This window comes from Shouchella shacheensis, from assembly GCF_001484965.1.
GTDB classification, from domain to species: Bacteria; Bacillota; Bacilli; order Bacillales; family Bacillaceae_D; genus Shouchella; species Shouchella shacheensis.
This window is the reverse complement of sequence record NZ_LLYY01000049.1, coordinates 1-22,337: the sequence shown is the minus strand read 5'-3', so window position 1 is coordinate 22,337 and position 22,337 is coordinate 1. Positions and strand designations below refer to the sequence as shown.

General features: G+C 49.0%; 22 protein-coding genes. 7 read left to right on the top strand and 15 right to left on the bottom strand.

Annotated elements, in window-relative coordinates:
* Window positions 1–496 (top strand): hypothetical protein (locus AVZ68_RS20525; protein WP_180316733.1); only part of this gene is annotated, 496 nt, incomplete at its 5' end.
* A 153-nt stretch (window positions 497–649) separates the two neighbouring features.
* Window positions 650–898, top strand: coding sequence for a hypothetical protein (locus tag AVZ68_RS18510; RefSeq protein ID WP_059106058.1), 249 nt, complete (start codon window positions 650–652; stop codon window positions 896–898).
* Between the two features lie 90 nt (window positions 899–988).
* Here the strand turns inward: AVZ68_RS18510 and AVZ68_RS18505 are convergent, their stop codons facing one another.
* Genes AVZ68_RS18505 through AVZ68_RS18495 form a run of 3 tightly spaced genes read right to left on the bottom strand, consistent with a single transcriptional unit; the run spans window position 989 to window position 4,024 of the window.
* The gene (locus tag AVZ68_RS18505; RefSeq protein WP_059106057.1) at window positions 989–1,807 is read right to left on the bottom strand and encodes a carbohydrate ABC transporter permease; all 819 of its coding nucleotides are present in this window, start codon (window positions 1,805–1,807) and stop codon (window positions 989–991) included.
* Window positions 1,804–2,727 carry a carbohydrate ABC transporter permease gene (locus AVZ68_RS18500; RefSeq protein WP_082676787.1) on the bottom strand — a complete coding sequence of 308 codons (924 nt, stop codon included), beginning with the start codon at window positions 2,725–2,727 and terminating at the stop codon, window positions 1,804–1,806. Before AVZ68_RS18500 ends, AVZ68_RS18505 begins: the two co-directional genes overlap by 4 nt.
* On the bottom strand, window positions 2,720–4,024 hold the full coding sequence (locus AVZ68_RS18495) for an ABC transporter substrate-binding protein (RefSeq protein WP_059106056.1): 1,305 nt from the start codon (window positions 4,022–4,024) through the stop codon (window positions 2,720–2,722). The genes AVZ68_RS18500 and AVZ68_RS18495 overlap by 8 nt, the downstream gene beginning before the upstream one ends.
* A gap of 331 nt (window positions 4,025–4,355) precedes the next feature.
* On the opposite strand from AVZ68_RS18495, the gene AVZ68_RS18490 reads away from it, so the two are divergent.
* Together AVZ68_RS18490 and AVZ68_RS18485 are read left to right on the top strand one after the other, a co-directional pair.
* Entirely contained in the window at window positions 4,356–5,351 is a 996-nt protein-coding gene (locus AVZ68_RS18490; RefSeq protein WP_059106055.1) for a Gfo/Idh/MocA family protein, read from the top strand.
* 11 nt (window positions 5,352–5,362) lie between these two features.
* A complete protein-coding gene (locus AVZ68_RS18485; RefSeq protein WP_059106054.1) occupies window positions 5,363–6,289 on the top strand; it encodes an aldo/keto reductase in 927 nt (308 codons plus the stop codon).
* 40 nt (window positions 6,290–6,329) lie between these two features.
* Here the strand turns inward: AVZ68_RS18485 and AVZ68_RS18480 are convergent, their stop codons facing one another.
* The 3 genes from AVZ68_RS18480 to AVZ68_RS18470 form a co-directional block, all read right to left on the bottom strand.
* Window positions 6,330–7,358: a GTPase gene (locus tag AVZ68_RS18480; RefSeq protein ID WP_059106053.1), complete on the bottom strand. Its 1,029-nt coding sequence runs from the start codon at window positions 7,356–7,358 to the stop codon at window positions 6,330–6,332.
* A 776-nt stretch (window positions 7,359–8,134) separates the two neighbouring features.
* Entirely contained in the window at window positions 8,135–8,554 is a 420-nt protein-coding gene (locus AVZ68_RS18475; RefSeq protein WP_059106052.1) for an HIT family protein, read from the bottom strand.
* 361 nt (window positions 8,555–8,915) lie between these two features.
* Window positions 8,916–10,427, bottom strand: coding sequence for a UDP-N-acetylmuramoyl-L-alanyl-D-glutamate--2,6-diaminopimelate ligase (locus AVZ68_RS18470; RefSeq protein WP_059106051.1), 1,512 nt, complete (start codon window positions 10,425–10,427; stop codon window positions 8,916–8,918).
* 742 nt (window positions 10,428–11,169) lie between these two features.
* Between AVZ68_RS18470 and AVZ68_RS20040 the strand changes: the two genes are divergently transcribed.
* Complete coding sequence (locus AVZ68_RS20040; protein ID WP_082676786.1) at window positions 11,170–11,286, top strand: YjcZ family sporulation protein; 117 nt, start codon at window positions 11,170–11,172, stop codon at window positions 11,284–11,286.
* A gap of 96 nt (window positions 11,287–11,382) precedes the next feature.
* On the opposite strand, the gene AVZ68_RS18460 is transcribed toward AVZ68_RS20040, so the two are convergent.
* From AVZ68_RS18460 to AVZ68_RS18440, 5 genes are all read right to left on the bottom strand, one after another.
* Entirely contained in the window at window positions 11,383–12,093 is a 711-nt protein-coding gene (locus tag AVZ68_RS18460) for a FadR/GntR family transcriptional regulator (RefSeq protein ID WP_059106049.1), read from the bottom strand.
* A 60-nt stretch (window positions 12,094–12,153) separates the two neighbouring features.
* Window positions 12,154–13,959: an L-lactate permease gene (locus tag AVZ68_RS18455; RefSeq protein WP_245628180.1), complete on the bottom strand. Its 1,806-nt coding sequence runs from the start codon at window positions 13,957–13,959 to the stop codon at window positions 12,154–12,156.
* Between the two features lie 530 nt (window positions 13,960–14,489).
* Entirely contained in the window at window positions 14,490–15,194 is a 705-nt protein-coding gene (locus AVZ68_RS18450; protein ID WP_059106048.1) for a LutC/YkgG family protein, read from the bottom strand.
* Window positions 15,191–16,618: a LutB/LldF family L-lactate oxidation iron-sulfur protein gene (locus tag AVZ68_RS18445; RefSeq protein ID WP_059106047.1), complete on the bottom strand. Its 1,428-nt coding sequence runs from the start codon at window positions 16,616–16,618 to the stop codon at window positions 15,191–15,193. The genes AVZ68_RS18450 and AVZ68_RS18445 overlap by 4 nt, the downstream gene beginning before the upstream one ends.
* A gap of 24 nt (window positions 16,619–16,642) precedes the next feature.
* Window positions 16,643–17,359 carry a (Fe-S)-binding protein gene (locus AVZ68_RS18440; RefSeq protein WP_059106046.1) on the bottom strand — a complete coding sequence of 239 codons (717 nt, stop codon included), beginning with the start codon at window positions 17,357–17,359 and terminating at the stop codon, window positions 16,643–16,645.
* Window positions 17,360–17,694: 335 nt separating this feature from the next.
* On the opposite strand from AVZ68_RS18440, the gene AVZ68_RS18435 reads away from it, so the two are divergent.
* Together AVZ68_RS18435 and AVZ68_RS18430 are read left to right on the top strand one after the other, a co-directional pair.
* On the top strand, window positions 17,695–17,964 hold the full coding sequence (locus tag AVZ68_RS18435; RefSeq protein ID WP_180316732.1) for an AbrB/MazE/SpoVT family DNA-binding domain-containing protein: 270 nt from the start codon (window positions 17,695–17,697) through the stop codon (window positions 17,962–17,964).
* Between the two features lies 1 nt (window position 17,965).
* Window positions 17,966–18,364: a type II toxin-antitoxin system death-on-curing family toxin gene (locus tag AVZ68_RS18430; RefSeq protein ID WP_059106044.1), complete on the top strand. Its 399-nt coding sequence runs from the start codon at window positions 17,966–17,968 to the stop codon at window positions 18,362–18,364.
* A gap of 226 nt (window positions 18,365–18,590) precedes the next feature.
* Here AVZ68_RS18430 and AVZ68_RS20035 read toward each other — a convergent pair whose 3' ends face one another.
* The 4 genes from AVZ68_RS20035 to AVZ68_RS18415 all read right to left on the bottom strand — a co-directional run bounded on the left by AVZ68_RS20035 (window position 18,591) and on the right by AVZ68_RS18415 (window position 21,904).
* Entirely contained in the window at window positions 18,591–18,707 is a 117-nt protein-coding gene (locus AVZ68_RS20035) for a YjcZ family sporulation protein (RefSeq protein WP_082676785.1), read from the bottom strand.
* Between the two features lie 384 nt (window positions 18,708–19,091).
* Window positions 19,092–20,048, bottom strand: a complete 957-nt coding sequence (locus AVZ68_RS18425; protein ID WP_059106043.1) for an L-threonine 3-dehydrogenase — start codon at window positions 20,046–20,048, stop codon at window positions 19,092–19,094.
* Between the two features lie 13 nt (window positions 20,049–20,061).
* Window positions 20,062–21,252, bottom strand: coding sequence for a glycine C-acetyltransferase (locus AVZ68_RS18420; protein WP_059106042.1), 1,191 nt, complete (start codon window positions 21,250–21,252; stop codon window positions 20,062–20,064).
* Between the two features lie 250 nt (window positions 21,253–21,502).
* Window positions 21,503–21,904 carry an HIT family protein gene (locus tag AVZ68_RS18415; RefSeq protein WP_059106041.1) on the bottom strand — a complete coding sequence of 134 codons (402 nt, stop codon included), beginning with the start codon at window positions 21,902–21,904 and terminating at the stop codon, window positions 21,503–21,505.
* Window positions 21,905–22,337: the final 433 nt, after the last annotated feature.

The following is a 22,337-nucleotide window of genomic DNA, read 5'->3' as shown; positions in this document are numbered from 1 at the left end:
CATCCCCCACCTGAAGGAAGGGGCTTTCTTCGCTCTTCATTCTGTAAGCGATTATGAGAACGTTAACCTCGAAATTGAAGAGTTGCCTCAAATAAGCAGTCAGGAACCTACAGATGAGGAGTTTGAAACATTTTTAGAAGAGGTTGACATGAAAGCGGAATTTCTGAATGCCCTAGTTGATGCTGAAGATGCTGAAACAACTAGCCAATCTTTTGAGACTTTTAACACTATTACAGGCGCGACAGGAACACAAACGGTTGCAATGGACTTATCTGCCCTAGGTAGCACATGGGAAGGTGACGGAGGCGTTCCCCTTATAGACCGGCACATCTCCTTTAATTACGATTATGAAACCGATCCAACATCTCCCGCTTTGCCAACTTTCACAAATGCATACAATGCTAGTTCATACATTAGCGGCATCGAATGGCTTGATTGGAATGAACAAGTTGTAGGGGCTTCTATAAATTCAACAGGGAACCAAGTGGACCTCTAAGCTTCAGGCACGTGGGCAGTGACTGTTGAAGCATATGGGCTCAGTGCAGGACTTTCAGCACAGGATGATTGGTTGTTTGGTTATTCAGCTCAGAACATTTAAACTAATACGCGGGCGTCTATGCCCGCTTTTTCTTTTTTAGGAGGTTATTGCATGGGTAAAATGATTTCTGGAGCTATTATTTTGCTAGCTTCAGCTATTCTCTATAGCTCACATCATCTTCTTGTGGCTATTTTAGCGAGCGGGAACACGGAAGTGGTTCCACCTATTGATTATTTTGGCTTATTAGAGAGTGACGATTTATCGCACCCACTCCTTTACTGGTCCATTGCTGGTCTTGTTATTGGGCTTATTATTATAGTGTGGGGCATGATTGAAAAATCAAAAGTGGACGTTAAATAGGGCTGGTTCTGCGGAGCCAGTCTTTTTCTAAGAAAGACTGGGTTAAAAAACAGCACATACCCTCAATAGCATGTGCTGTTTCCATTCCCACTATTCCTTAACAGCACCACCGGCAATTCCAGCAATGAAATACCGCTGCAGGAACAGAAAGGCGATAAAGATCGGCAACACGGAAATCGTTGCAGCGAGCATGAGCTGCCCGTAGTCCAAATTATCCTGACCTGCCAAGATGGAAAGAAGGAGCGGCAGCGTGTACATGTCCTCTGTCACCAGAGCGACAAGCGGCCAAAGGAAATTGTTCCACTGATGCGTGAAAAGAAAAATCGAGACCGCTCCAATCGCTGGCAACATCATCGGCAAGGAAATGCGGAAGAAAATCCGATACTCATTACAGCCGTCGATCCGGGCGGATTCAATAATCGAGTCTGGGATCGATTGCATGCTCTGCCTCATAAGAAAGATCGCAAACGGATAGGCGAGCTGTGGCAGAATGATCGCACTGTACGAATTCAAGAGATCCATGTTCGCAAACAACTGAAACTGCGGAATAATCATTGCTTGATACGGAATCATCATCGACCCAAGGAAGAGTCCAAAGATGACGTTGCGTCCGCGGAATTTATACTTGGCAAACGCGTAGCCCGCGGCTGCACTGAAGATCCCGGCAAGGAGCGTAAAGGTGACGGTGATGACAACAGAGTTTAAGAGCGCCCGGAAGATGTCGACATTATCGAGCAAGTTGCGAAAGTTCTCGACTAGAAATGTACCCGGAATCAAGTTGGGCGGAACCGAGAGAATCTCCCCGGAAGGATTCGTGGCCCCGACAATCATCCAATAGAAGGGTCCTAATGTTAAAAACAACCCCATCGCAAGAACAACGTATTTGAGTATTTTTGCAGCCACTGTCATTCTTTATCACCTGCCACTTTAAACTGAATGAAGGAAAGGACAGCAATAATGACCACCACGACATAGGCAATCGCTGACGCGTAGCCGAAGTCAAAGTACTCGAACCCATTTTCATACAAATACATCGTCACCGTAGTGGTCGCGTTAATCGGCCCGCCTCCGGTCAGGTTGAACACCTCATCAAACAACTGGAACGTCCCGATCGTCGACATCACCGCTGCAAACAACAGCACCGGCTTCAATTGCGGAATGGTGATCGAGAAAAATTTCTTAATAGGTCCCGCTCCATCAATGCTTGCCGCTTCATACAGGTCTTTAGGAATCATCTGTAAGCCTGCCAAGACGATGATCATGTTATAGCCCGTCCAGCGCCAGATGATCACCATAATCAGCGAAACCTTGGCCCAAAAAGGGTCATTCAGCCAGGAAATGGGGTCAATGCCTATGGTTGCAAGCATAAAGTTGAGAATGCCAAAATCCTGGTTAAGGATTAAAAGAAAGATAATCGACGCAGCCACGAGGGAGGTGACCGTCGGCGTAAAAAACGCCACTCGCAGCACACCTTTGGCTTTTTGAATCCCTGTGTGGAGCACGTTGGCTAGCACAACCGCCATAAAGATCATCACAGGGACTTGCACAATCAGGATAACAAACGTGTTAAAGAGTGACTCATAGAACAGGCTATCCTGAAACAGGCGGATGTAGTTGCTCAGTCCAGCGAAAGTGCTGACGCCTGCCTCATTGGTGGTCAAGCTTAGGTAGAACGAGTACACAATCGGGTAGCCCGTGAACAAGAGAAAGAAGAACAGGCTCGGTCCGATAAACACATAAGGGGCAAGGCCCGCCGGATTTCGAGGCCCTTTACGTGCTGGTTTCTTTGACATTCGTGTTGTTTTGTCTGACATCGCCGCTTTACTCATCGCTCTCCCCCCTGCCTGTGCTCGCTTCTAGTCGGTTTCCAACCGACTCCAAGGCTTCGTCTACATCCACATCGTGCAAAAAGACGCGTCCAATGCCATCGTCAAAGGCGTCCTGGGCACGAAGGTAGTCGCTCGTGAAATTAATCACTGGAAGATTGAGGGCTTCTTCGCTAAAAATCGAGAAGATTTCCTGCCCACCAAAGAAGTCGTCGCCTTCCTGAAACTCTGGTCGTTCAATCGCTTCAATTAAGGCAGGATAAGCGCCATAGGCCAGTCCTCCGTATACCTGGTTCTCCACATTCACCGTCGCAAACTCTCCAAACAGATAAGCGGCTTCTTTGTTGCTGGAGACATTTGTGATTGCGAGGTTGCTTCCGCCGTCATTGGCGGCCGTCGCCCCACCCTCTTCAAAGGCAGGCAGTCGCATCACGCCCCAGTCGCCTTCTTGTTCAGGCATTTGATCTTCTATTATGCCTTTCTGCCATGAGCCGCTTATCACCGAGGCAACAGCATCATTCTTGATGGCTGCATTGGTTTCATTGTCTGTTGCGGCACGCAGAATGATCCCGGCTTCATCCATCTGATTAAGCATGTCAAGCGAGCGATGCGCTGCTTCTGCATTGGCCGCAATATGGCCATCCTGGTCAAAATAGAAGAGATCCTGCTGCTGAAGCATCGCTCGGTATTCACGAATGTTTCCATCATTTAATGCGAGGCCAAACATATAGGCCCCCGTCTCTTCGCGGAGTTGGATGCCAGCTTCCAAGTAATCCTCCCATGTGTGAATGTCCTCTGGATCAATGCCCGCTTCTTCAAATAGGTCGGTACGGTAAAAGACGCCCATCGGACCAATGTCGCGAGGAAAAGCCATCATGTCACCGCCTTCATTCAAAAGAGGGGCCACCTTGGCCTCGACAAACTTCTCGCGGTGTTCATCGAATCCCATCTCTGATAGATTGGTGAAGCTATCTTCGAAATTTTCCAGATAGAGGCCGAAACGCTGGTTTTCGACCTGCGTAATATCTGGCAACTGGCTTTCCGAACCGGAAGCAAGCCCGGTGGTGAGACGTTGATAGACTTGATCAGCACTCAGCTTGAGGACGTTGACATCAATCTCGGGATATTGTTCTTCAAACGCTGGGACGATATCAATCAAATAATCCGCTTCCAAATTCCAGGCCCAAACGGTGACTTCCCCCGTAGGCTCGTCTCCATTCGAGCTCGCTTCTTCTTGAGTACAGCCTGCGAGCAGCATCAATAGGCTGCACCCACAAAGCAATGGTCCTCTGAAACGCATGGCAGTCCCTCCTGTATTTAGTCTTTACCTAGTGAAAGAAAGAGCCTTCCTGTACTCATTTCGCACATGTGATTGCGCTTTCATCTCTTATGAAAATTGAGATCCTCTGCAATGGGCCGCCTCCTTCCCTTTAAAGTTAAGACGATCAAGAAAAATGGCTTGATTTTTTATGGAAACGATCTCATACTAATACTGTACACGATTTTGTAACCGTTTTCCATCCCTTTTGCGTATTTTTCGACATTGGCCAACATATCGACTGAAACGAACGCTCTCTAGAAGAGGATGGGTGCTTACACTTTATTTTTACACTGAAGGAGGAACATCCCCCATGCAACCACTGAAATGGGGCATACTCGGAACGGCCAGCATTGCCAAACGTTCCGTTATGCCAGGAATTGCTCAATCTGAAACCGGTGTCATTCACGCAGTCGCGAGTCGCTCCCTAGAGAAAGCCCGAGAATTGGCAAACGCGTTTTCCGTTGAGACCGCCTACGGCTCCTACGAGGAATTACTCGCAGATTCTCACATCCACGCGGTCTACATCCCCCTGCCCAACCATCTTCACAAAAAGTGGGTCATTGAGGCCGCGAAAGCAGGAAAGCATGTGCTCTGTGAAAAACCTCTCGCCATGAATGCACAAGAAGCAGAGGAAATGAGAGCTGCATGCAAGGAGCAAGGCGTCTTGCTCGTCGAGGCATTTATGTATCGCTATCAACCCCGCTATTTGGACATCAAAAAACGAATTGCTGAGGGCGAGATTGGGGAGCTTCGCGGGATCCGAGCGGCCTTCTCCTTCAATAATGCCGACGACCACAGCAATTTCAGAATGAAGCGGGACTATGGCGGCGGGAGTCTATACGATGTGGGCGTCTATCCGATTAGCCTGGCGCGGATGATTTTTGAGGAAGAACCAGAAGCAGCCACCGTCCATGGGTTTCTTCCAGCGTCGCACGATCATGTGGACATGGTCGCAGCCGGCCTACTGGAATTTTCAAACGGGAAGTTTCTTACCTTTGACAGCGGCCTCTGGGCTGCCGGGAGAAATGAAGCCGAAATTCTTGGAACAGAGGGACGCATCGTCATTCCACTCGCCTTCACGGGCGATACGGAGGGATACACCCTCGATCGCCAAGGGGAGCGTCGGGAGATGGAGGGGACCTCGTCCAACCATTACGCCCTCCAAGCGGATGCGTTTGCCAAGGATGTTTTTGGCAGCGGTTCCGTTCCTTACGGCGCAGAGGATGCGGTGAAAAATATGAACGTCTTGGACGCGTGTTTGACATCGATTACCACGCGCGAGCGCGTCACGATGACGAAACGATAGGAGGAGATACGATGAAGCATCTAACGGTACAAGGACTTGAGCAAACGGTGACTTCCCTGATTATGGGGTCCGACTATTTCACGCCGGATAAACAGGCGTACGTGAATGAGGTGCTAGAGGGCTACATCCGTATTGGCGGCAACACGGTGGATACAGCGTTCATCTATGCGGGTGGTCAGAGTGAAGCCGCGATTGGCAACTGGCTCGATGCTGGAAACCACGGGCGTCTCAATATATGGACGAAAGGCGGGCACCCCAACGAAAACGGCCACACCATTAACCGTGATGACATCGCGGAGCAATTAAAAATCAGCCTCGATCGCCTGAAATCGGACCGTGTGGAGCTATATGCGCTGCATCGCGATGATCTCACTGTGCCTGTTGAGCAAATCATTGAATGGTTGAATGAGCATGTCGAGGCGAAGCGTATTCAAGCATTCGGCGCTTCCAACTGGACACCGGCTCGTTTAGCGGAAGCGAATGCCTACGCCCTTGCAAACGGACTCAAAGGCTTTAGCTTTTCCAGCCCGAACTTAAGCCTCGCAAAAGCGCAGGAGCCTTACTGGGCAGGGTGTGTCAGCGCTGATCAAGAGACGATTTCTTGGCATGAAGACTCGCAGCTACCGCTCTTTTCCTGGTCTTCACAGGCGCGCGGCTTCTTCACCGGACGGTTCACGCGGGACAACGTTGAAAATGAAGATCTCGTCCGCGTCTTCTATAACGATGACAACTGGAAGCGTTACGATCGCGCGGAGCAGCTTGCGAAGGAGAAAGGAACCACCCGAATCCAAGTCGCCCTCGCTTATGTGCTCAATCAAGGTTTCCCTTCAGCCGCCATCATCGGGCCACAAAACGAAGAGGAAATGCTCTCTTGCGGAGAGGGTGCGAAGCTTTCCCTCACACAAGAAGAAGTGAACTGGTTGGACTTACGGAGTTAATCAATACCAACGAAAAAGCAGATGGGCGCCCATCTGCTTTTTAGTCTCGCTTCTGCCATTGCCCCAAATACTCCTCGATCATGCCGCCAAGATTCTCGGTCGAGAGGTCAATGCCATGTTCAAATGCATATTTAATTGAATACCCGAAGGCGGCGGTGACGGCACCGGCAATCGTCGTTCCGGCAATAAAGGCAGCTCCTGGAAAAAACTTCGTGACTTGGCGGTACATCGTCTGGCCGAAATTGCCGACAAGGGTGGTCACCACTAATTTCTTTGCTTGCTTTTTGGTCATGGGTTGATCGTAGAGGGAAGCAAGCTTGACCATGAGCCCGACTTGAATCGAGGTGATCGGAATAATGTCCGCTCCTGGAATCGGCGTCGCCCCAACCCCTGCTGCGGCCACAGAGGCGCCAAGAATCCATTTACCTGCGACGCTCGCTTTCGCTTTCTTCCCTTCGAGCTCCTTTGCAAGCTGGATGTCCTTTTGTTTCTTTTCGAGAATGTCTAGAATCGCATGGCGGAGCTGATCGATGTTTGTGCCGTTTTTCGATGAGATCGCCACGATCGGGAACGTGCCGCCCGTATGGTTCTTGACATACGCTTTCAAGCTGTCAATGTCTTCTGCGGCGTCAATTTTATTTAAAACAATAATGATGTCTTGGTTCACAGCTGCGATCTTCTCGAAGATCGACTTTTCTCCTTCTGAAAATACGGTTCCTGCAGCATTTAAGAAAAAGAGGATCACATCAGCGTTTTCATAATAGCCCAGCGTCTCTTTTGAATGGTCCTGGATGATGTCATCAAGGCCAGGCGTATCGGCAAACGTAATATGCTGTTTAAATGTATACAAATCGATGGCGCTTGTCGCCCCAGGGCTAGCGCCGACTTTGGCGACGTCTGCCCCCATCAGCTGGTTGATCGTTGATGATTTTCCAGTATTCACATCGCCGATTAACGCAAATAAAATGTCCTGGTCAAGCTGGGCATTGATAGCCTCGGTTTGTTCCTCATAGATCCTCGAAAATTCTCGATCAAACTCCTCATCTATATGCTCGGACGAATAGTCCATCGCATTCACCTCACTTTCCTATCTATTCACGTTTTAGCCGATGGGTAAACCGAAAGTGCCATGTTCCACGTGAAACACCGAAAGGCGAAGGCGGGTTGCTTAGGAGCGAGGATTTTGGAAGGCCTGCACTTGAAATCCCGACCTTGGATTTCAAGGCAGGACTGAAAAATCCCGAGCTCCTACCCGCCGCAGCTGGATCATACCGAAAGGCGCAGGCGCCCTGCTCACGAGCGACAAGTTCTGGAGCGACGGCAGGATCAAGCCCGGTCTTGGCTTGACCTGGCGGCGTGAAGAAACCTCGAGCGAGTGGGCGCCGCAGCTAGATCACACCGAAAGGCGCAGGCGGGTTGGTCAGGAGCGAGAATGTTGGAGACCCAATAAAAGAAATCCCGACCTTGGATTTCGTTATTGGGGTGAAACATCTCGACGCTCCTACCCGCCGCAGCTGGATTATGAAAGGCGCAGGTGTTGATTAACAATAAAGTCGCTTATTTTTGAGGCTGAAAATACGCATTACACTTTAAGTTATTTACTTTTGGTGTAATCGGTACTGTTCCAGAATTGCGCTCCGATTTACGTTAAGATGCATGCGCTCTATGCCAAGTGAATGCATAGACAATAATTTGTATTACAGGATCTATGGTATAAACCCTTTTCAAAAAGACCAGCGCAATTATTCGGCTTTGTCTGCTATCGTTATTCAATTAAATGGCCCTTATGTTCAATACGGGCGCTGATCCTTATTCCGGAATTGCGCCCGATTGCGGAAAAACACTTTAAAAACTGTTAATGGCTTCAACTAATTTTCTTTTTATATTAAGTAACTTGTCTTCCTCTTCTATATATACATCTTCATCTGAATAGAAAGTGGCGAATGATTGATTTTTGTATCTTGGTACAACATGCATATGATAATGAGTTAATTCATTGAAAACTCCACCGTTTTGGCAAATGGTAATACCATCAGGGTTAAACAGTCTTTTTATTGCTTTTGATATAAGCATAGATGCCTTCATAATTGAAAGTGCAGTATCTTCGTCAAGTTCTTCAACGTCATAAATATGTTTTTTTGGTAATATTAATACATGACCTTCGTTGTATGGGTCATGGTCTAAGAAACAACATACATAGTCATCTTCAAATACAACCTTTACAGGTTCATTTTTGTTAGCTAAATTACAACCTAGACAATTCATTTAAACACAGCCTTCACCTTTGAATATGCCATCACATAAGGACAGTCGTACCATGAAGAGTGCTACCATCTATATCCCTCCCTATCCACTATTAATTTCTCTTTAATATTCAATTTCCCTGCTCGTTAGTTTGATAATGCTTATTCCGCAAAATGGCCCGATTGTTGCAGAGCAAGACTAGAGTTTTTAAACAACTTTATTGTAAATGTAACATCTTTATCTGTAATTAAACATCTTTATTGTCATTTAACAGCAGGCGCCCCGCTCACGAGCGACAAGTTCTGGAGCGACGGCAGGATCAAGCCCGGCCGCAGCTGGATCAGAAAAAACAGCGAAGCCCTTGAGACTCCACTGCTCTTCATCAAAGTCGTATTTTCCTGTTTTCTTGCTTGGCTAAGCCAAGTTCGTCCAGCAACTCTCTCACAACGGTTTCGTCATGGAAGGGGGTTCGTTTTCCTTTCATCACCTGGTGCGTTTCATGGCCTTTGCCGGTAATCAACACGCAGTCCCCCTCCTTCGCTTCTTGCAGGGCTCTGCGAATGGCCGCTCTCCGGTCAATGATTTCCATGCAATCGAACGCTTCCGTCGGGTCCATGCCTCGTTTGATGTCACGAATAATTGCTTCTGGTTCCTCGGAATTGGGGTTATCGGACGTTAAAAAGATCGAGTCGCCCCACTTGGATAGCATGCTGCCCATAATCGGTCGTTTGCTTACATCTCTGTCGCCACGACAGCCAAGGACCGATAAGATTCTGCCGTCATGATGCGCCCGTACGGCACGCATCACCTTTTCCAACCCGTCGGGATTATGCGCATAATCGATGACCACAGAGAACGGCTGACCGGCAAGTATGTACTGCGAACGCCCTGGGACACCCGGAAAGGATTCCAAACTTTTTTTTATGCCTTTTAAGCTCACACCCTCAAGCAGAGAGGCTCCAATCGCTGCGAGCGCGTTGTAGACATTGTACTCTCCAAACAGAGGGAGCGTAATCGAGGCCGATCCTTTAAAGGTTTCCACGTTAAAACGCGTGCCTTGATTCGTTTCAGAAACAAGCGTCGCGCGTACATCCGCTGGTTCATGAATGCCGTACGTCACTATTTGCGCGCTCGTTTTTTGAATCAACTTCTCGGCATAGGGGTCATCCCTATTGATCACGGCGGCCTTATGAAACGTCGCCTGCCCGTTTCCTAACTGTGAAAAAAGCAAGGCTTTGTCCTCAAAATAAGCTTCCATGGAGGAGTGGTAGTCCAAGTGGTCGGGGGAAAGGTTCGTGAATACTGCCGTTTTAAAATTGCATCCCCACAGCCTCCCCATGCTGAGCGCATGGGAAGAGACCTCAAGAACCGCATGCTTGACTCCTTTATGTAGCATCGTGGCAAGTGTTTCATTCACAACTAACGCATTTGGTGTGGTGTTCACCGACTCCTCGGTGTGACCGGGCATCCGCACGCAGATGGTCCCCATCAATCCTGTCTTTAGCCCCTCACCGAGCACTATGCTTTCAATGAGATGCGTGGTGGTGGTTTTGCCGTTTGTTCCTGTCACACCAATGAGTTTCATATTGTCGGAAGGGTAATCAAAGATAACCGCTGAGAGGTTCGCCAGCGCCCGGTTTGTATCCGGAACCTTAAGCACTGTGACATCCGGATAATCATGAGAAACGTCTCTTTGCACCATAATCGCTCTTGCGCCATTCTCAAGGGCCTGCCCTATATAGAAATGCCCGTCTGTCTGTGTTCCCGTAATACAGACAAACAGACTTCCGTTTGTTACGTTCCTCGAATCAATTTGAATATCGGTAATTTGGACGTCTTCGCTTCCGTGCACTTCCACCACATGAAGATCTTTGATCAAGAAACGAATCTCCATCGCTAGCACCTCACTCTTTCTCTATCCCATTCCCTGGTTCATGATGGTTGTAGTCAGAATCTGTATGTCCCCTATGAAAAAAGAGTAAGAACGTCGTTTTTAAAAAAAGGCATGTCCGAGAAGTATAGGACAACTCCCACCATAAAATCAACCGGACCAATGGCTTAATCTAAGGAGCTTTCCCCTTCAACCTTTGGTTCTTTTAGCCTTCCATGCCCAAGCATTTCTTATCCAAAATTCTTATCGTACAGTGAAGCGCAAGAATAACCAAAAAGATGTGAGAACAGTCCGAACGGAAACGGCAAACTTGGCCTCAAGGCGTCGCTCGTGGTGCTAAGTGGGAAGAGCCGGGGCCGTCTATAACCCTCTTATCTTCTCATAGATGATTTTAGCTAAAACGAAAGAAAATCCGATGGCCATAACCATCACAAATAGAGCCCAAAGATCAGTGGCTGGGGTCCACGGTACATACCTTTCCCAGAAGAAGGTTATTACTCGGAAGACCACGGAAATGGTTACGATGAAAATAACGGCTTTTATCAAGAGGGCGCCCCACTTATTCAAAACCATCACTCCTTAAAAAATGCGAATATACCTTATTATGTTATGTGCAGTGAATGGATTTCAAGACTGTTGCCGAATCCCCACTTTCGCCTTCCCCCAGGATTTTTTATCAAACGCCCAGTCAAAAATAAATTTCCTGCATAGCTTATGATTGAGACTGAAAAAGGAGGTATGCGAAATGAGTGTTGGAACTGGTGGGTACGGTGCAGGCGGTGGCTTTGCACTAATCGTAGTATTGTTTATCTTGCTTATTATTATTGGGGCTTCCTTTGGCGGAGGCTATGGCGGGTACTAAGAGGTAGCCTGCCGTCGCCCTGCCCGTATTGGGAGCGACCGTTCGGAGAAATAAAAGAAGCCGATAGTCTGTGCGCACAGACTATCGGCTTCTTTGCTATTCTCGTTCCTCGACGAGCGTGTTCTCCACATTTTGCAAGTGACAGAGCATCGCAACCCTCGCCTCTTCTGGCTCCTGTTTCTTGATGGCCTTATAGATGCGCTCATGCTCCTCATACAAGCGCTCCAGTGTGTCCCTCCTGGAAAAGAGCCAAGCGCGTCGACTCTCAAACATCGTTTTTCGAAGCGTCTCCGAGAGCTGCTGCATCATGTCAATCATCATCGAGTTCTTGGAAGCCTCCGCAAGCGCTAAGTGGAAGGTGACATCGGCGGCCTCTCCCAAGCTCTCTTCCGGTTCGGCCTCCTTCATATCCTTCAGCGCGTGCTCCAGCGCCTGAAGATGGGCCTCCTCCCTTTTTTCAGCCGCAAGCTCCGCCGCCCCAACCTCAATGATCTTGCGCATCTCAAACAGCTCCAGCATTTCGGTTTTCGCGATAATTCGCTCCCTACTCACCGAGTGGACCACGTTCGAGAAATCGTATTTGTTTACGAACGTGCCTTCGCCTTGCTTAATCGTCACAATTCCCACCGCGCGCATCGCACTTAAGGCTTCGCGCACAGCAGAGCGACTAACGTTGAACTGGTCCGCGAGCTTGACGACCGAGTCGAGCTTCTCCCCTGGCTGGATCTCTCCCCGCTGAATCATGTCTTCAATTTGCTGGCGAACGATTTCCGAGATTTTTCGGTTCTCGATTTGCTTAAAAGCCATGGCTGTCTTCTCCTTGGTTGAAACGTATGCCTTTAGTATAGCATGAATCACAGGCACCCATTAATAAGAAGGCGGAGACAAATCGGTGGCCGTCGTTCTTCCATCCAGTTCCCTTCTCTTCTTTTCTCCAATGAAAATGGCCGTGAGAATCACCATGGCGAGGACTCCCAATAAAATCGTGCCACTGTTAAAGGAAAATCCGTGAATCGCAATGATTCCGATGCCCCCTGCAAAGACAAGGTAAAACGTGAGCGGAATCAGCATGCGCCGAATGAAGATTCCTTCTTTTCCTGTAATGCCTGAAGCTGCCGAAGCCGCGACCACATTGTGAACACAGACCAGATTGCCAGCAGCCCCTCCGACCGCTTGGAGAGCGACAATGACCACAGGATTCATCAACAACTGGTCAGAAACGCCGAATTGAAAGAGAGAAAACATCATATTGCTGATCGTGTTACTCCCAGCCACAAACGCACCAACCGCCCCGATACTTGGCGCGACGAGGGGCCACTGCTCCCCGGCTACTCCTGCTAACCAATCCGCAAGCACGAGGGGCATGCTGTCGAAATTTGAAAAGTTGACGTCGGTATTGAGAAACACTTGTACCATTGGCACCGAAAACAGCAACGCAATCATTGCGCCTGAAACCGTTCGAAACGATTGTTTCAGCGCTCGCTTGTAGCGTTGAAGAGACAAACGGTACAGAAGAACGGCGATCAGCGAAACGAAAATAAACGTGACCCCAGGAATGTCGAGCAGGACCGAGCTCGCCGTGACCTCTGTGCCAAAGAGGGATTCGATCGCCACTTCCGAAGAAGCGATCCACTCACTAAACGGGAGAAAATCCACTTTTATCGCGATCAACAGCAGGGCAACGAGCGTGTATGGAACCCAAGCTTTTGCCCCCGAGATTTTTTGTATCGGTTGCTCATCAAGACTAAGCGACATCTGGCTCAGCCAACTCGGTTCCCAGTTTTTCTCATCAGGGAAATCCCAATGATGCTTCGGCATGAACCACCCCTTCTTCGCCGCCGGAATCACGATAGAGAGGCCAATGAGCCCGCCGAGCAGCGCTGGAAATTCTGGTCCAAGAAGGTTCGCCACGAGGGCGAAAGGAACGGTGAACGCTAAGCCACCGAAAAGCGCAAACCTCCAAACCGCCAACCCTTCAGCAAAGGAACGATTTTTTCCAAAAAAGAACGTGAGCATACTGACCATGAACAGAGGAATGAAGGTTCCAATCATTCCGTGAAAAATCGCAACTTGTCCACCGATGTCATTAATGAACGTGGAAAAGGGCAGTTGTTGGCTTTCGAGGAAGTTGTTCACGATGGAATTCCCCTCTAATCCTGAGCCTACCCCTGTAAGAATCGGCGTTCCAACCGCTCCGAACGAAACCGGGGTGGATTGCAGCATGAGCGCCACCATCACAGCCGCCATGGCCGGAAAGCCAACCGCAATGAGCAAAGGACCAATGATCGTGGCAGGGGCTCCCCACCCTGCCGCGCCTTCTAAAAACGTCCCGAACATCCAGCAGATAATAATCACTTGAATCCGTCGGTCCGGCGTGACGCTCGTGAAGCCTTGGCGGATCGCATGCAAGGCGCCACTCTCTTTTAACGTATTCAATAATAACAATGCTCCAAAAACAATCACCGAGACTTCCAGCGCCGTCACGACTCCATTGACGGAAGCCGCTGCAATTTGATTGACCGGAACTTCCCAGAGCGTCAGGGCAATGAGGACGGTGATGACGAAAGCCACCGGCATCGCTCGCTTCGCCGACCAGCGAAGAACGACGAGTAGGATGAACACAGTGATTATAGGGAGTATTGCTATCAAACTAAGCAAGCCTGTACTAAGCAAGGCCACCACTTCCAATCAGTAAGGGTATAGATTCTAAGTTGTAGAAACGCTTTCAATTTCAGCCTATGTAGTTGCGAGAAAGGAGCGAAGCCTTGCACGCAACTTTCGGATTTAGGAACATTTAGAATAGGTGCGTGTGTCTTCATTAGGAGAGGAAAAAGGGACTGCTTGTTGATCGGAGAGGATCCAGGGCGGGGGAGGGCTCCTCTTGTCCGGATTCTCGCCCTTCTTGTCCGGATTCTCGCTCCTCTTGTCTGGATTCTCGCCACTCTTGTCTGGATTCTCGCCACTCTTGTCCGGATCTTCGCTCCTCTTGTCCGGATTCTCGTCCTCTTGTCTGGATTCTCGCCCTTCTTATCCGGATTCTCGCTCCTCTTGTCTGGATTCTCGCCCTTCTTATCCGGATCCTTACTCCTTTTGCCCGAGCACTAACCGCCCCTCTCGCTTTCTCCAGCAGGAAAGGGGCGCTGAACGCTCCATCCCGCCCCCTCCAAAATGAGTGGACGCAGCGGCCTTCAGCTCATCCCGCCCTAACAATCATGAATCAGAATATAACAAGCACGCACCGGCCCGTGCACACCGACCACGAGGTTCATCTCAATATCCGCGCTGTTGCTTGGTCCTGTGACAAAGTTGATACAGGAAGGAATGCGCTCGCCCGCCTCCACACGCTGATGAATCGCCTCTGTGGCCTGCGTGATTCTTGGCACAAGCGTGCTCGTCGGAATGAGCGCAATGTAATAGGTCGGGAGCAGACTGACCGATTGCCCCTTCCCGCCCCCGTTCATCAGAACGACGGTGCCGGACTCCGCAAGCGTGTAATCGGAGAAGGTGATGCCGACATCGGCGCGCTCGCTGATCTTGATGTTTTCCTCATCAGGGGCACTCCCCCAGATCGTCATGTCCGGCCGCTGCAAAAAGCGACTCAAGCCGTATTCTTCAAAGCGCGGGTCGTCCCAGGCCACCGCTCGATCTGCGCCATAGTCCCCCATCGCTTGAAGAATCGTCTCTTCCAGATGCTCTAGGTTGGTTTCCAGAAGATCGGTATGAATCTCCTGACACTGGGTTTTCAGCACCTCGATGAGCTCGTCCGTGGCAGCACCCTTGAGCACATCATGCTGCGGCTGCTGCTTATAGCGGGGCCGCTCCACTCCTTCCGTGCGTCGCTCTCTTCCCAAATTTTTGGAAATCGTGTTTAGAAACGACTCTTGATTGTGCATCGTCCCTTGCTTCACGTGGACCCGCCTCCTTTCTTTCGGTTCTTGAACCATTTTCGAAAGCTCTCTCGCTCTGGGATCGGAAAGTCACGAATGTCGGTCCAGTCTTTCAGTGGACCAGGCCCTTTTTCGATCTTCCCATCCTTCGTGAAAGGAGAGAGAACGAGAGGGGCCGACTTCTCCGCCAGCTCGAACAATTTCGGCGAGCTTGACACCATTCCAAACCCTTTCATCGCCATTCTCTCCGTCCTGGGCGTCCGCTTTTGTTCAGCAATGACTTTGCGGTGCTCGATCAAATGCTCGTGCAGCGGAATCTTCACCGGGCAAGCGTCGGTACAGGCGGCGCAGAGACTCGAGGCATACGGCAAGTCTTTGTGATCGTCGTATCCTTCTAAGAGCGGCGTTAAAACGGCACCGATCGGACCCGGATAAATCGAACCGTACGAATGGCCGCCGACGTGACGATAGACCGGACAGACATTGATACAGGCGGCGCAGCGGATGCAATGCAATGCAGATTGGAAGGCCGTGCCGAGGATGTTCGAGCGCCCGTTGTCGACAATGACGAGATGAAAATCCTCCGGTCCGTCCAGGTCGTCCTCGCCTCTTGGGCCGGTGAGTCCAGTCACATAGCTCGTCAACTTCTGCCCGACCGCACTGCGGCACAGCATTGTCACCAGCACGTCCAGTTCTTCCCATGTGGGCACAATCCGCTCCATCCCCATCACGGCGATATGCGTCTTCGGAATCGTCGTTGAAAGCCGAGCGTTGCCTTCATTGGTCACAAGGGCAATGCTGCCTGACTCGGCGACGGCAAAATTACAGCCGGTGATACCTATGTCCGCTGTGAGAAACTCTTCACGCAGCTGCTCCCGCGCGAACTGGGCGAGTTCTTCCGGCTTCGATGTTTTCTCGTACCCTTTCAGCGTGGCAAACGTTTCGCGAATCTGTTCCTTGTTTTTATGAAGGGCCGGTGTGACGATGTGGGACGGCGGGTCGTGATCATCGAGTTGCAAGATGTACTCCCCGAGGTCCGACTCAATCACCTCGCAGCCGACTTTCTCCAGTGCTTCGTTCATGCTGAGTTCTTCAGTGACCATGGATTTGGCCTTGATCACTTTCTTTGCCTCTTTTTCTCTGGCGACTTTCGTGACGTAGTCGTTCGCCTCCTCTGCCGTCGCGGCGAAAAAAACATGGCCGCCATTTCCGACGACGTTCTCACTGAGTTGCTGCAAGTAATAGTCGAGGTTTTCAAGGGTGTGCGTACGGATTTCCTCCGCATGCTCACGCCACTCCTCCCAGTGCCCGAGCTGCTCCTCTGCCCGTGCCTTGTTCGTCTGGAATCGCGTCTGCGCCGAGCTCACCGCCTCCCGCATGAAGGTATCGCCAAGCCCTTTTTCCACCCGTGCATCGAAAGATCGCTCCCCTACTTTCATCGGCATTGTCGCTCTCTCCCTTCCTTCTTTTTAACGGCTGTTAAGCACTTCAGCCAGATGCATCACGTTCACCGGCTTTCCTTCTCGCGTGAGCCGCCCGCCAATATTCATCAGGCAGCCGCAATCAGCGCCAATCAGCACCTCAGCCTCTGTCTCTTCAATGTGGTCGACTTTTTCGCTCACCATCTGCTCTGAAATCGTGTTCATTTTCACGGCAAACGTTCCGCCAAACCCGCAGCAGTCATGGCGAAAAGGCAAATCGACTAGATCCAACCCTTCCACATTCGCCAAAAGCTTAAACGGCGCTTCCGTTTCCCGCAACAAGCGGGTCATATGGCACGAGGTATGGTACGTCGCTCGCCTTGGAAGTTTCGCGCCTACATCCTCGACCTTTAGCACATGAACGATAAACTGCGAGAACTCATACGTCTTCTCGCCAAGCGCTTTTGCTTCCTCCTGCCACTCCGGCTCCCCTTGAAACAAATGCTCATACTCCTTTACCATCGCCGCGCACGAACCCGAGGGAGTCACCACATAGGCCGAATCACGGAAGGCACCGATCATCTGCTTCGCCGCCTTTTTGGCATCCTCATGATAGCCACTATTAAACGCCGGCTGCCCACAACACGTCTGCGCAGCGGGAAAATCAACGTTACACCCTAATCGTTCGAGCACTTCCACAACGTCTTTGCCTGTCTTCGCGTAAAACACATCCCCTAAACAGGTCACAAACAGAGAGACGTTCATTTCGTCCCCTCCTCGTTTTTCATCCACCATTGACTTCTAGTGATAAGGTCATCAGATGTCTTAAATTTGTAATTGCTCCTATCATACTTAAAAAGTGAAACGTTTTCAATGGATATTTTGGAGATTTCTTTTCATCCAGGAGAATTCTTCGCCCAGCGGTGTTCCATGATAACCCTTTTTGATTACAGGGGTCCGACCATAAGATAGGGATTACTTGATTATCAGTGGTTCGTCAAGTTATAATGTACATACGTAAATACGTAATGATTTGTATACATTTCTTACAGCTTGCATACACTTATAAGAAAGGACTGAAGAAGGTGGCGATAAATACAATGAGGGCTAATGACGCAGGTAACAAAGGTAACCCGACAAGAAAAATTACGAAAGTAGGGAATAGTCTTGGGATAGGGCTTCCCAAAAAAGTTCTCGATGAACTTGAATTGAAACAGGGGGATGAACTCGAACTGGAGGTTCAACAGGGAGAAATTATCCTTAAAAAAAACGAACGGATCGAGGACTACATCGAACTTGATTTCCTTAAGATGGCTGAGAATACGTTTAAAAAACACGACCAAGTTTTCAAAAACTTGAAGGATCGATAATATGGAGAAGGTTGATTTGCTTTCGAAAAGAGAGATCGTTACCCTTCATTATCTTATTATGGAGAAGTACGGCGAAGGGGAAGATTCAGGGGTAAAAGAGGAAGGCTTATTAGAATCTGCGATTGCCAGACCAGAGCAAAGCGCATTTGGTGAAGAGATGTACATCTCTCTCTATGAAAAATCAGCCGTATTGTTTGAGTCTATCGCTCGAAATCACTGTTTCTTCAACGGAAACAAACGAACGGCTCTTGCTGTTTTAGATATTGCCCTTCAAAGGAATGGATACAATCTCCTTCAAAACGATGCGGTGGTAGAAGACTTTACCGTCGATGTCGCCCAAGGAAAACTTAGCGTAGAGGAAATTGTACGTTGGATTAAGGAGCATTCAGAGAGGATATAGACATAGACTCCCTGAAGTAGAGGGGGTGCTACTATACGTGGAAGATAAACCCCTGACACTAGGTGTCAGGGGTATTGCTCGTAGGATGGTGAATCTATGGGTGTGCTTTGACTGAAGGAATCAACTAGCAATGCTCAAGCGTAGCGAGGCATCATTCCCACTGACACCATCCGTCCGTTGCCGCGGAGGAGGCGGTCTGAACGTCCTTAATGGTGGATTTGCGAACTTAGTTGTTATACCAAGAGGCACCAATAATGATAAGCAGAATAAACAGCACGACAATCAGAGCAAAGCCTTGACCGCCTCGCGTCCCACCTTGCATCGGGCAAGAGTAGTAACCCATTTGAACACCCCCCTTCTTCTTACTACAGACTATGTAAGGATTGGCTTGATGAATGGTTGAATAGCTCAAGTAGAGGCAAAAAAGGCGTCTGGTTTGGCTTTTTTGTTGATTGAGGAGGGGAAAGTAGAGGCCAAGGTTTAGGCAACTAGAGAAACGTTTCGGAAATTCTTACGCTGTTACGACTTCAGAATGCTGAGAGTTGGAGAGTTTTTAATCGAGACGTGTGCCTTTATTTCATCTTGTGACTTCCCAACCTCTTCTTGTGACTTCGTCAGCACCGAACGGAGAGAGGGAAATGAACTTCTGGTTCGTTTGCTTCCCCTCCCCGTGCTAAACGCAACAAAAACGGCGGCCCATCCCCACAATGGCCCGCCTTCCCCTCTCTCACTGGTTCACAGAAAGGGACGATTCGATTTTTGTTAGCATATCCTCTGTCATGTTCTCCAAATTGTACGCTGGCTCAAAGCCCCACTCTTCCCTCGCGCAGGAACAATCGAGTTGATCGGGCCAACTTTCCGCAATCGCTTGCCGTACCGGGTCGACCTGATAATCCATGACGAATTCAGGGATCTTTTTTCGTATGAAAGCGGCGATTTGTTCCGGTTCGACACTCATCGCCGACACATTAAACGCATTTCGGTGGACTAACCTTGTAGGGTCGGCCTCCATCAATGCCACAATCGCCGTTAACGCATCCGGCATATACATCATGTCCAGGTACGTGCCTTCGGCGATGTACGAGGTGTACCTTTTGCGTTTGATCGCTTCATAATAGATCTCAACCGCATAATCCGTGGTTCCCCCTCCAGGCGGGGTCTTGTAGGAAATCAGTCCAGGAAAACGCAGGCTTCGTGTGTCCACGTGATATTTTTGAAAATAATAATCGCACAACAACTCCCCAGCGACTTTGTTTACGCCGTACATGGTGGTCGGTCTTTGAATGGTGTCTTGCGGCGTGCCTGCCTTTGGCGTAGACGGGCCAAACGCACCAATTGAACTTGGGGTGAAAAGTTGGCAGTCCAGCAACCGAGCGGCTTCCAATGCGTTGACCAGTCCGCCCATGTTCAAGTTCCAAGCAAGCATGGGGCTCGCCTCCGCTTTCGCCGATAGCAACGCCGCTAAATGAATGATCGTGTCAACGCCGTGCTTCTTCGCTGTGTGAAACAAGGCTTTTTCATCGGTGACATCCAACACCTCAAAGGGACCTGAGTGAACCACGTCACTTTCAGTGGAGCGGATATCCGTAGCAATAACATTGGCAGATCCATAAATGTCTCGCAATGTCATCGTCAATTCAGAGCCAATCTGTCCGAGCGCCCCGGTGACCAACACTTTTTCCATGAGACTCTCCTCCTTAAATGACCGACATTTCTTTTCCTACGTTTCTATACACATCCAAGGCTTGATCCAGCATTTCCTTTGTATGCGCGGCCGTTGGCATATTTCGAACACGGCCCGTTCCTCTCGCCACCGTTGGGAAGACGATCGATTTGGCATAGACGCCTTCTTCAATCAAGCGCTTGCTGACTTGTTGCGTTTTCTCTTCGTCTCCGATGATGCAAGGCGTAATCGGGGTTTCGCTGGCGCCAATGTCAAAGCCTAACTCGGTTAAGCCTCTCTTTAAGTAGTCCGCATTCTCCCACAGCTTGTTTTGCAGGTCTGAACTCGAGGACAAAATGTCAATGGCCTCCATACACGCGGCTACGTCCCCAGGAGTCGCAGCTGTGGAAAATAGGAATGGACGGCTTCTCACTTTTAGCCAGTCAATCACCTCTTGCTTCCCTGCCACATAGCCTCCAATGACCCCAATCGCTTTTGATAACGTGCCAATTTGGAAGTCGACTCTATCGGATAGCCCAAAATGCTTCACCGTGCCCATGCCGTTCCCGAGCACGCCAGAACCATGCGCATCATCCACGTACGTAATCAAATCAAACGTCTCGGCGATCTCTACAATTTCAGGAAGCTTGGCAATGTCTCCATCCATCGAGAAAACGCCATCGGTAATGACCATGATTTTCTTGTACAAGCCAGACTCCTTGGCCTCACGCGCTTTTTTCTTCAAATCATCCATGTCTGAGTGGGCAAACGGGATGATTTTCGCCTTTGATAACCGACACCCATCAATAATGGAGGCATGATTGAGCTCATCGGAAAGAATCGCATCCTGTTTATCCATCACCGAAGAAATCGCCGCCATATTGCAGTTAAATCCGGATTGATAGGCGATGGCCGCCTCTGTATGTTTAAACGCTGCCAACTTCTCTTCTAATTGAATGTGAATGTCTAAGGTTCCGTTAATGGTACGCACGGCCCCTGCGCCCACCCCGTATTTTTCGGTTGCCGCCGAAGAAGCCTCGATCAACCGGCGGTCTGTGGCTAATCCCAGGTAATTATTCGAAGACAAATTAATCAGTTCTTTTCCGGCAATCGTAATGGTCGGTCCATTCGCGCCTTCCACCGGATCAATCACATTGTAAAGACCCTTTTCTTTCAAGTCATGCAACTGTTCGTTCAAAAATTGGTGTAACGTTTGATTTGCCATTGGTTCTCCCCCTGTGTGAAAGGTTTATATCCATTATCATAGTTCACAAAGGCGAAAATGTACACACTAAAAGGATAAAAAGGACATATGTGTATTTGGAGGGGACTGTATCTTTGAGGTTGTAGATCAAGAATTGCAGAGGAAAAAGAAATGATATCCACTTATACCCTGGGGCATAACAGTTACAAAACGTATGAGACAAGATAGCCTACAAGCAAAGCCAGCTAAATTGATCGAACTGTAAGAAAGGTTAACTTACGGTAAGCCTGTTCTTGACTTCTGCAAGAGTGTCATCCTTAGCTTCTTGTATGCTCCCATCGAGGTATTTTTGTGAGGTTATATCATGGTACTTATTCATAGGGATAACATGAACATGGAGGTGATCTATATCGAAACCCGCTATGGTAATTCCAACCTTCACTGGTTTTATTCTTTCATCCACTAATGCACTCATTTGTTTTACTGTACTCATTAACTTAGCGTAAAGGTCATCACTGATTTCTTGTAAAGAAGTAACGTGTTCTTTTGGGATAACAAGAATATGCCCTTTGTTGATCGGTCTAATATCTAGAAATGCCTTGGTGTTCTCATCCTCATAAATGGCATAGGATTCTAACTCATTTTTACTTATCGAACAAAATGCACAACTCATCTTAAGACCGCCCTTTCAAGTTTTAATGTAGTTTGTCTTGTTTGATAGTTCATAATTTCTTGTTGAAGTGCTTTGACTGACGTATTCCATTTTAACGAACAGCTATTAATTCAACTTTCGGACACGAAAAGTGCACCTCACCCACTGGTATAAGGGAATTAGGTGCAGCTATTCTCGACAGGAGCGCTCATACGGACAAGAGCGAGCCTCAATCGGACAAAAGCGAGCTTCATTCCGACAGGAGACGCACCACTCCCCAGGGTTCTCTCCTACCAACAAGCAATAGGGATTCCGCTGTATTTTTCAACTCCGAAAGTTGAGTATTAAGAAGACTCTTACCTTCTATTTCAGAGCCCCTTACTGTTATAATAGAGTTTAATAGAGCAACGTTTCTCAGGGGTGAGAGTTCACCTGTCGTCCTTCGTGCCAAAGG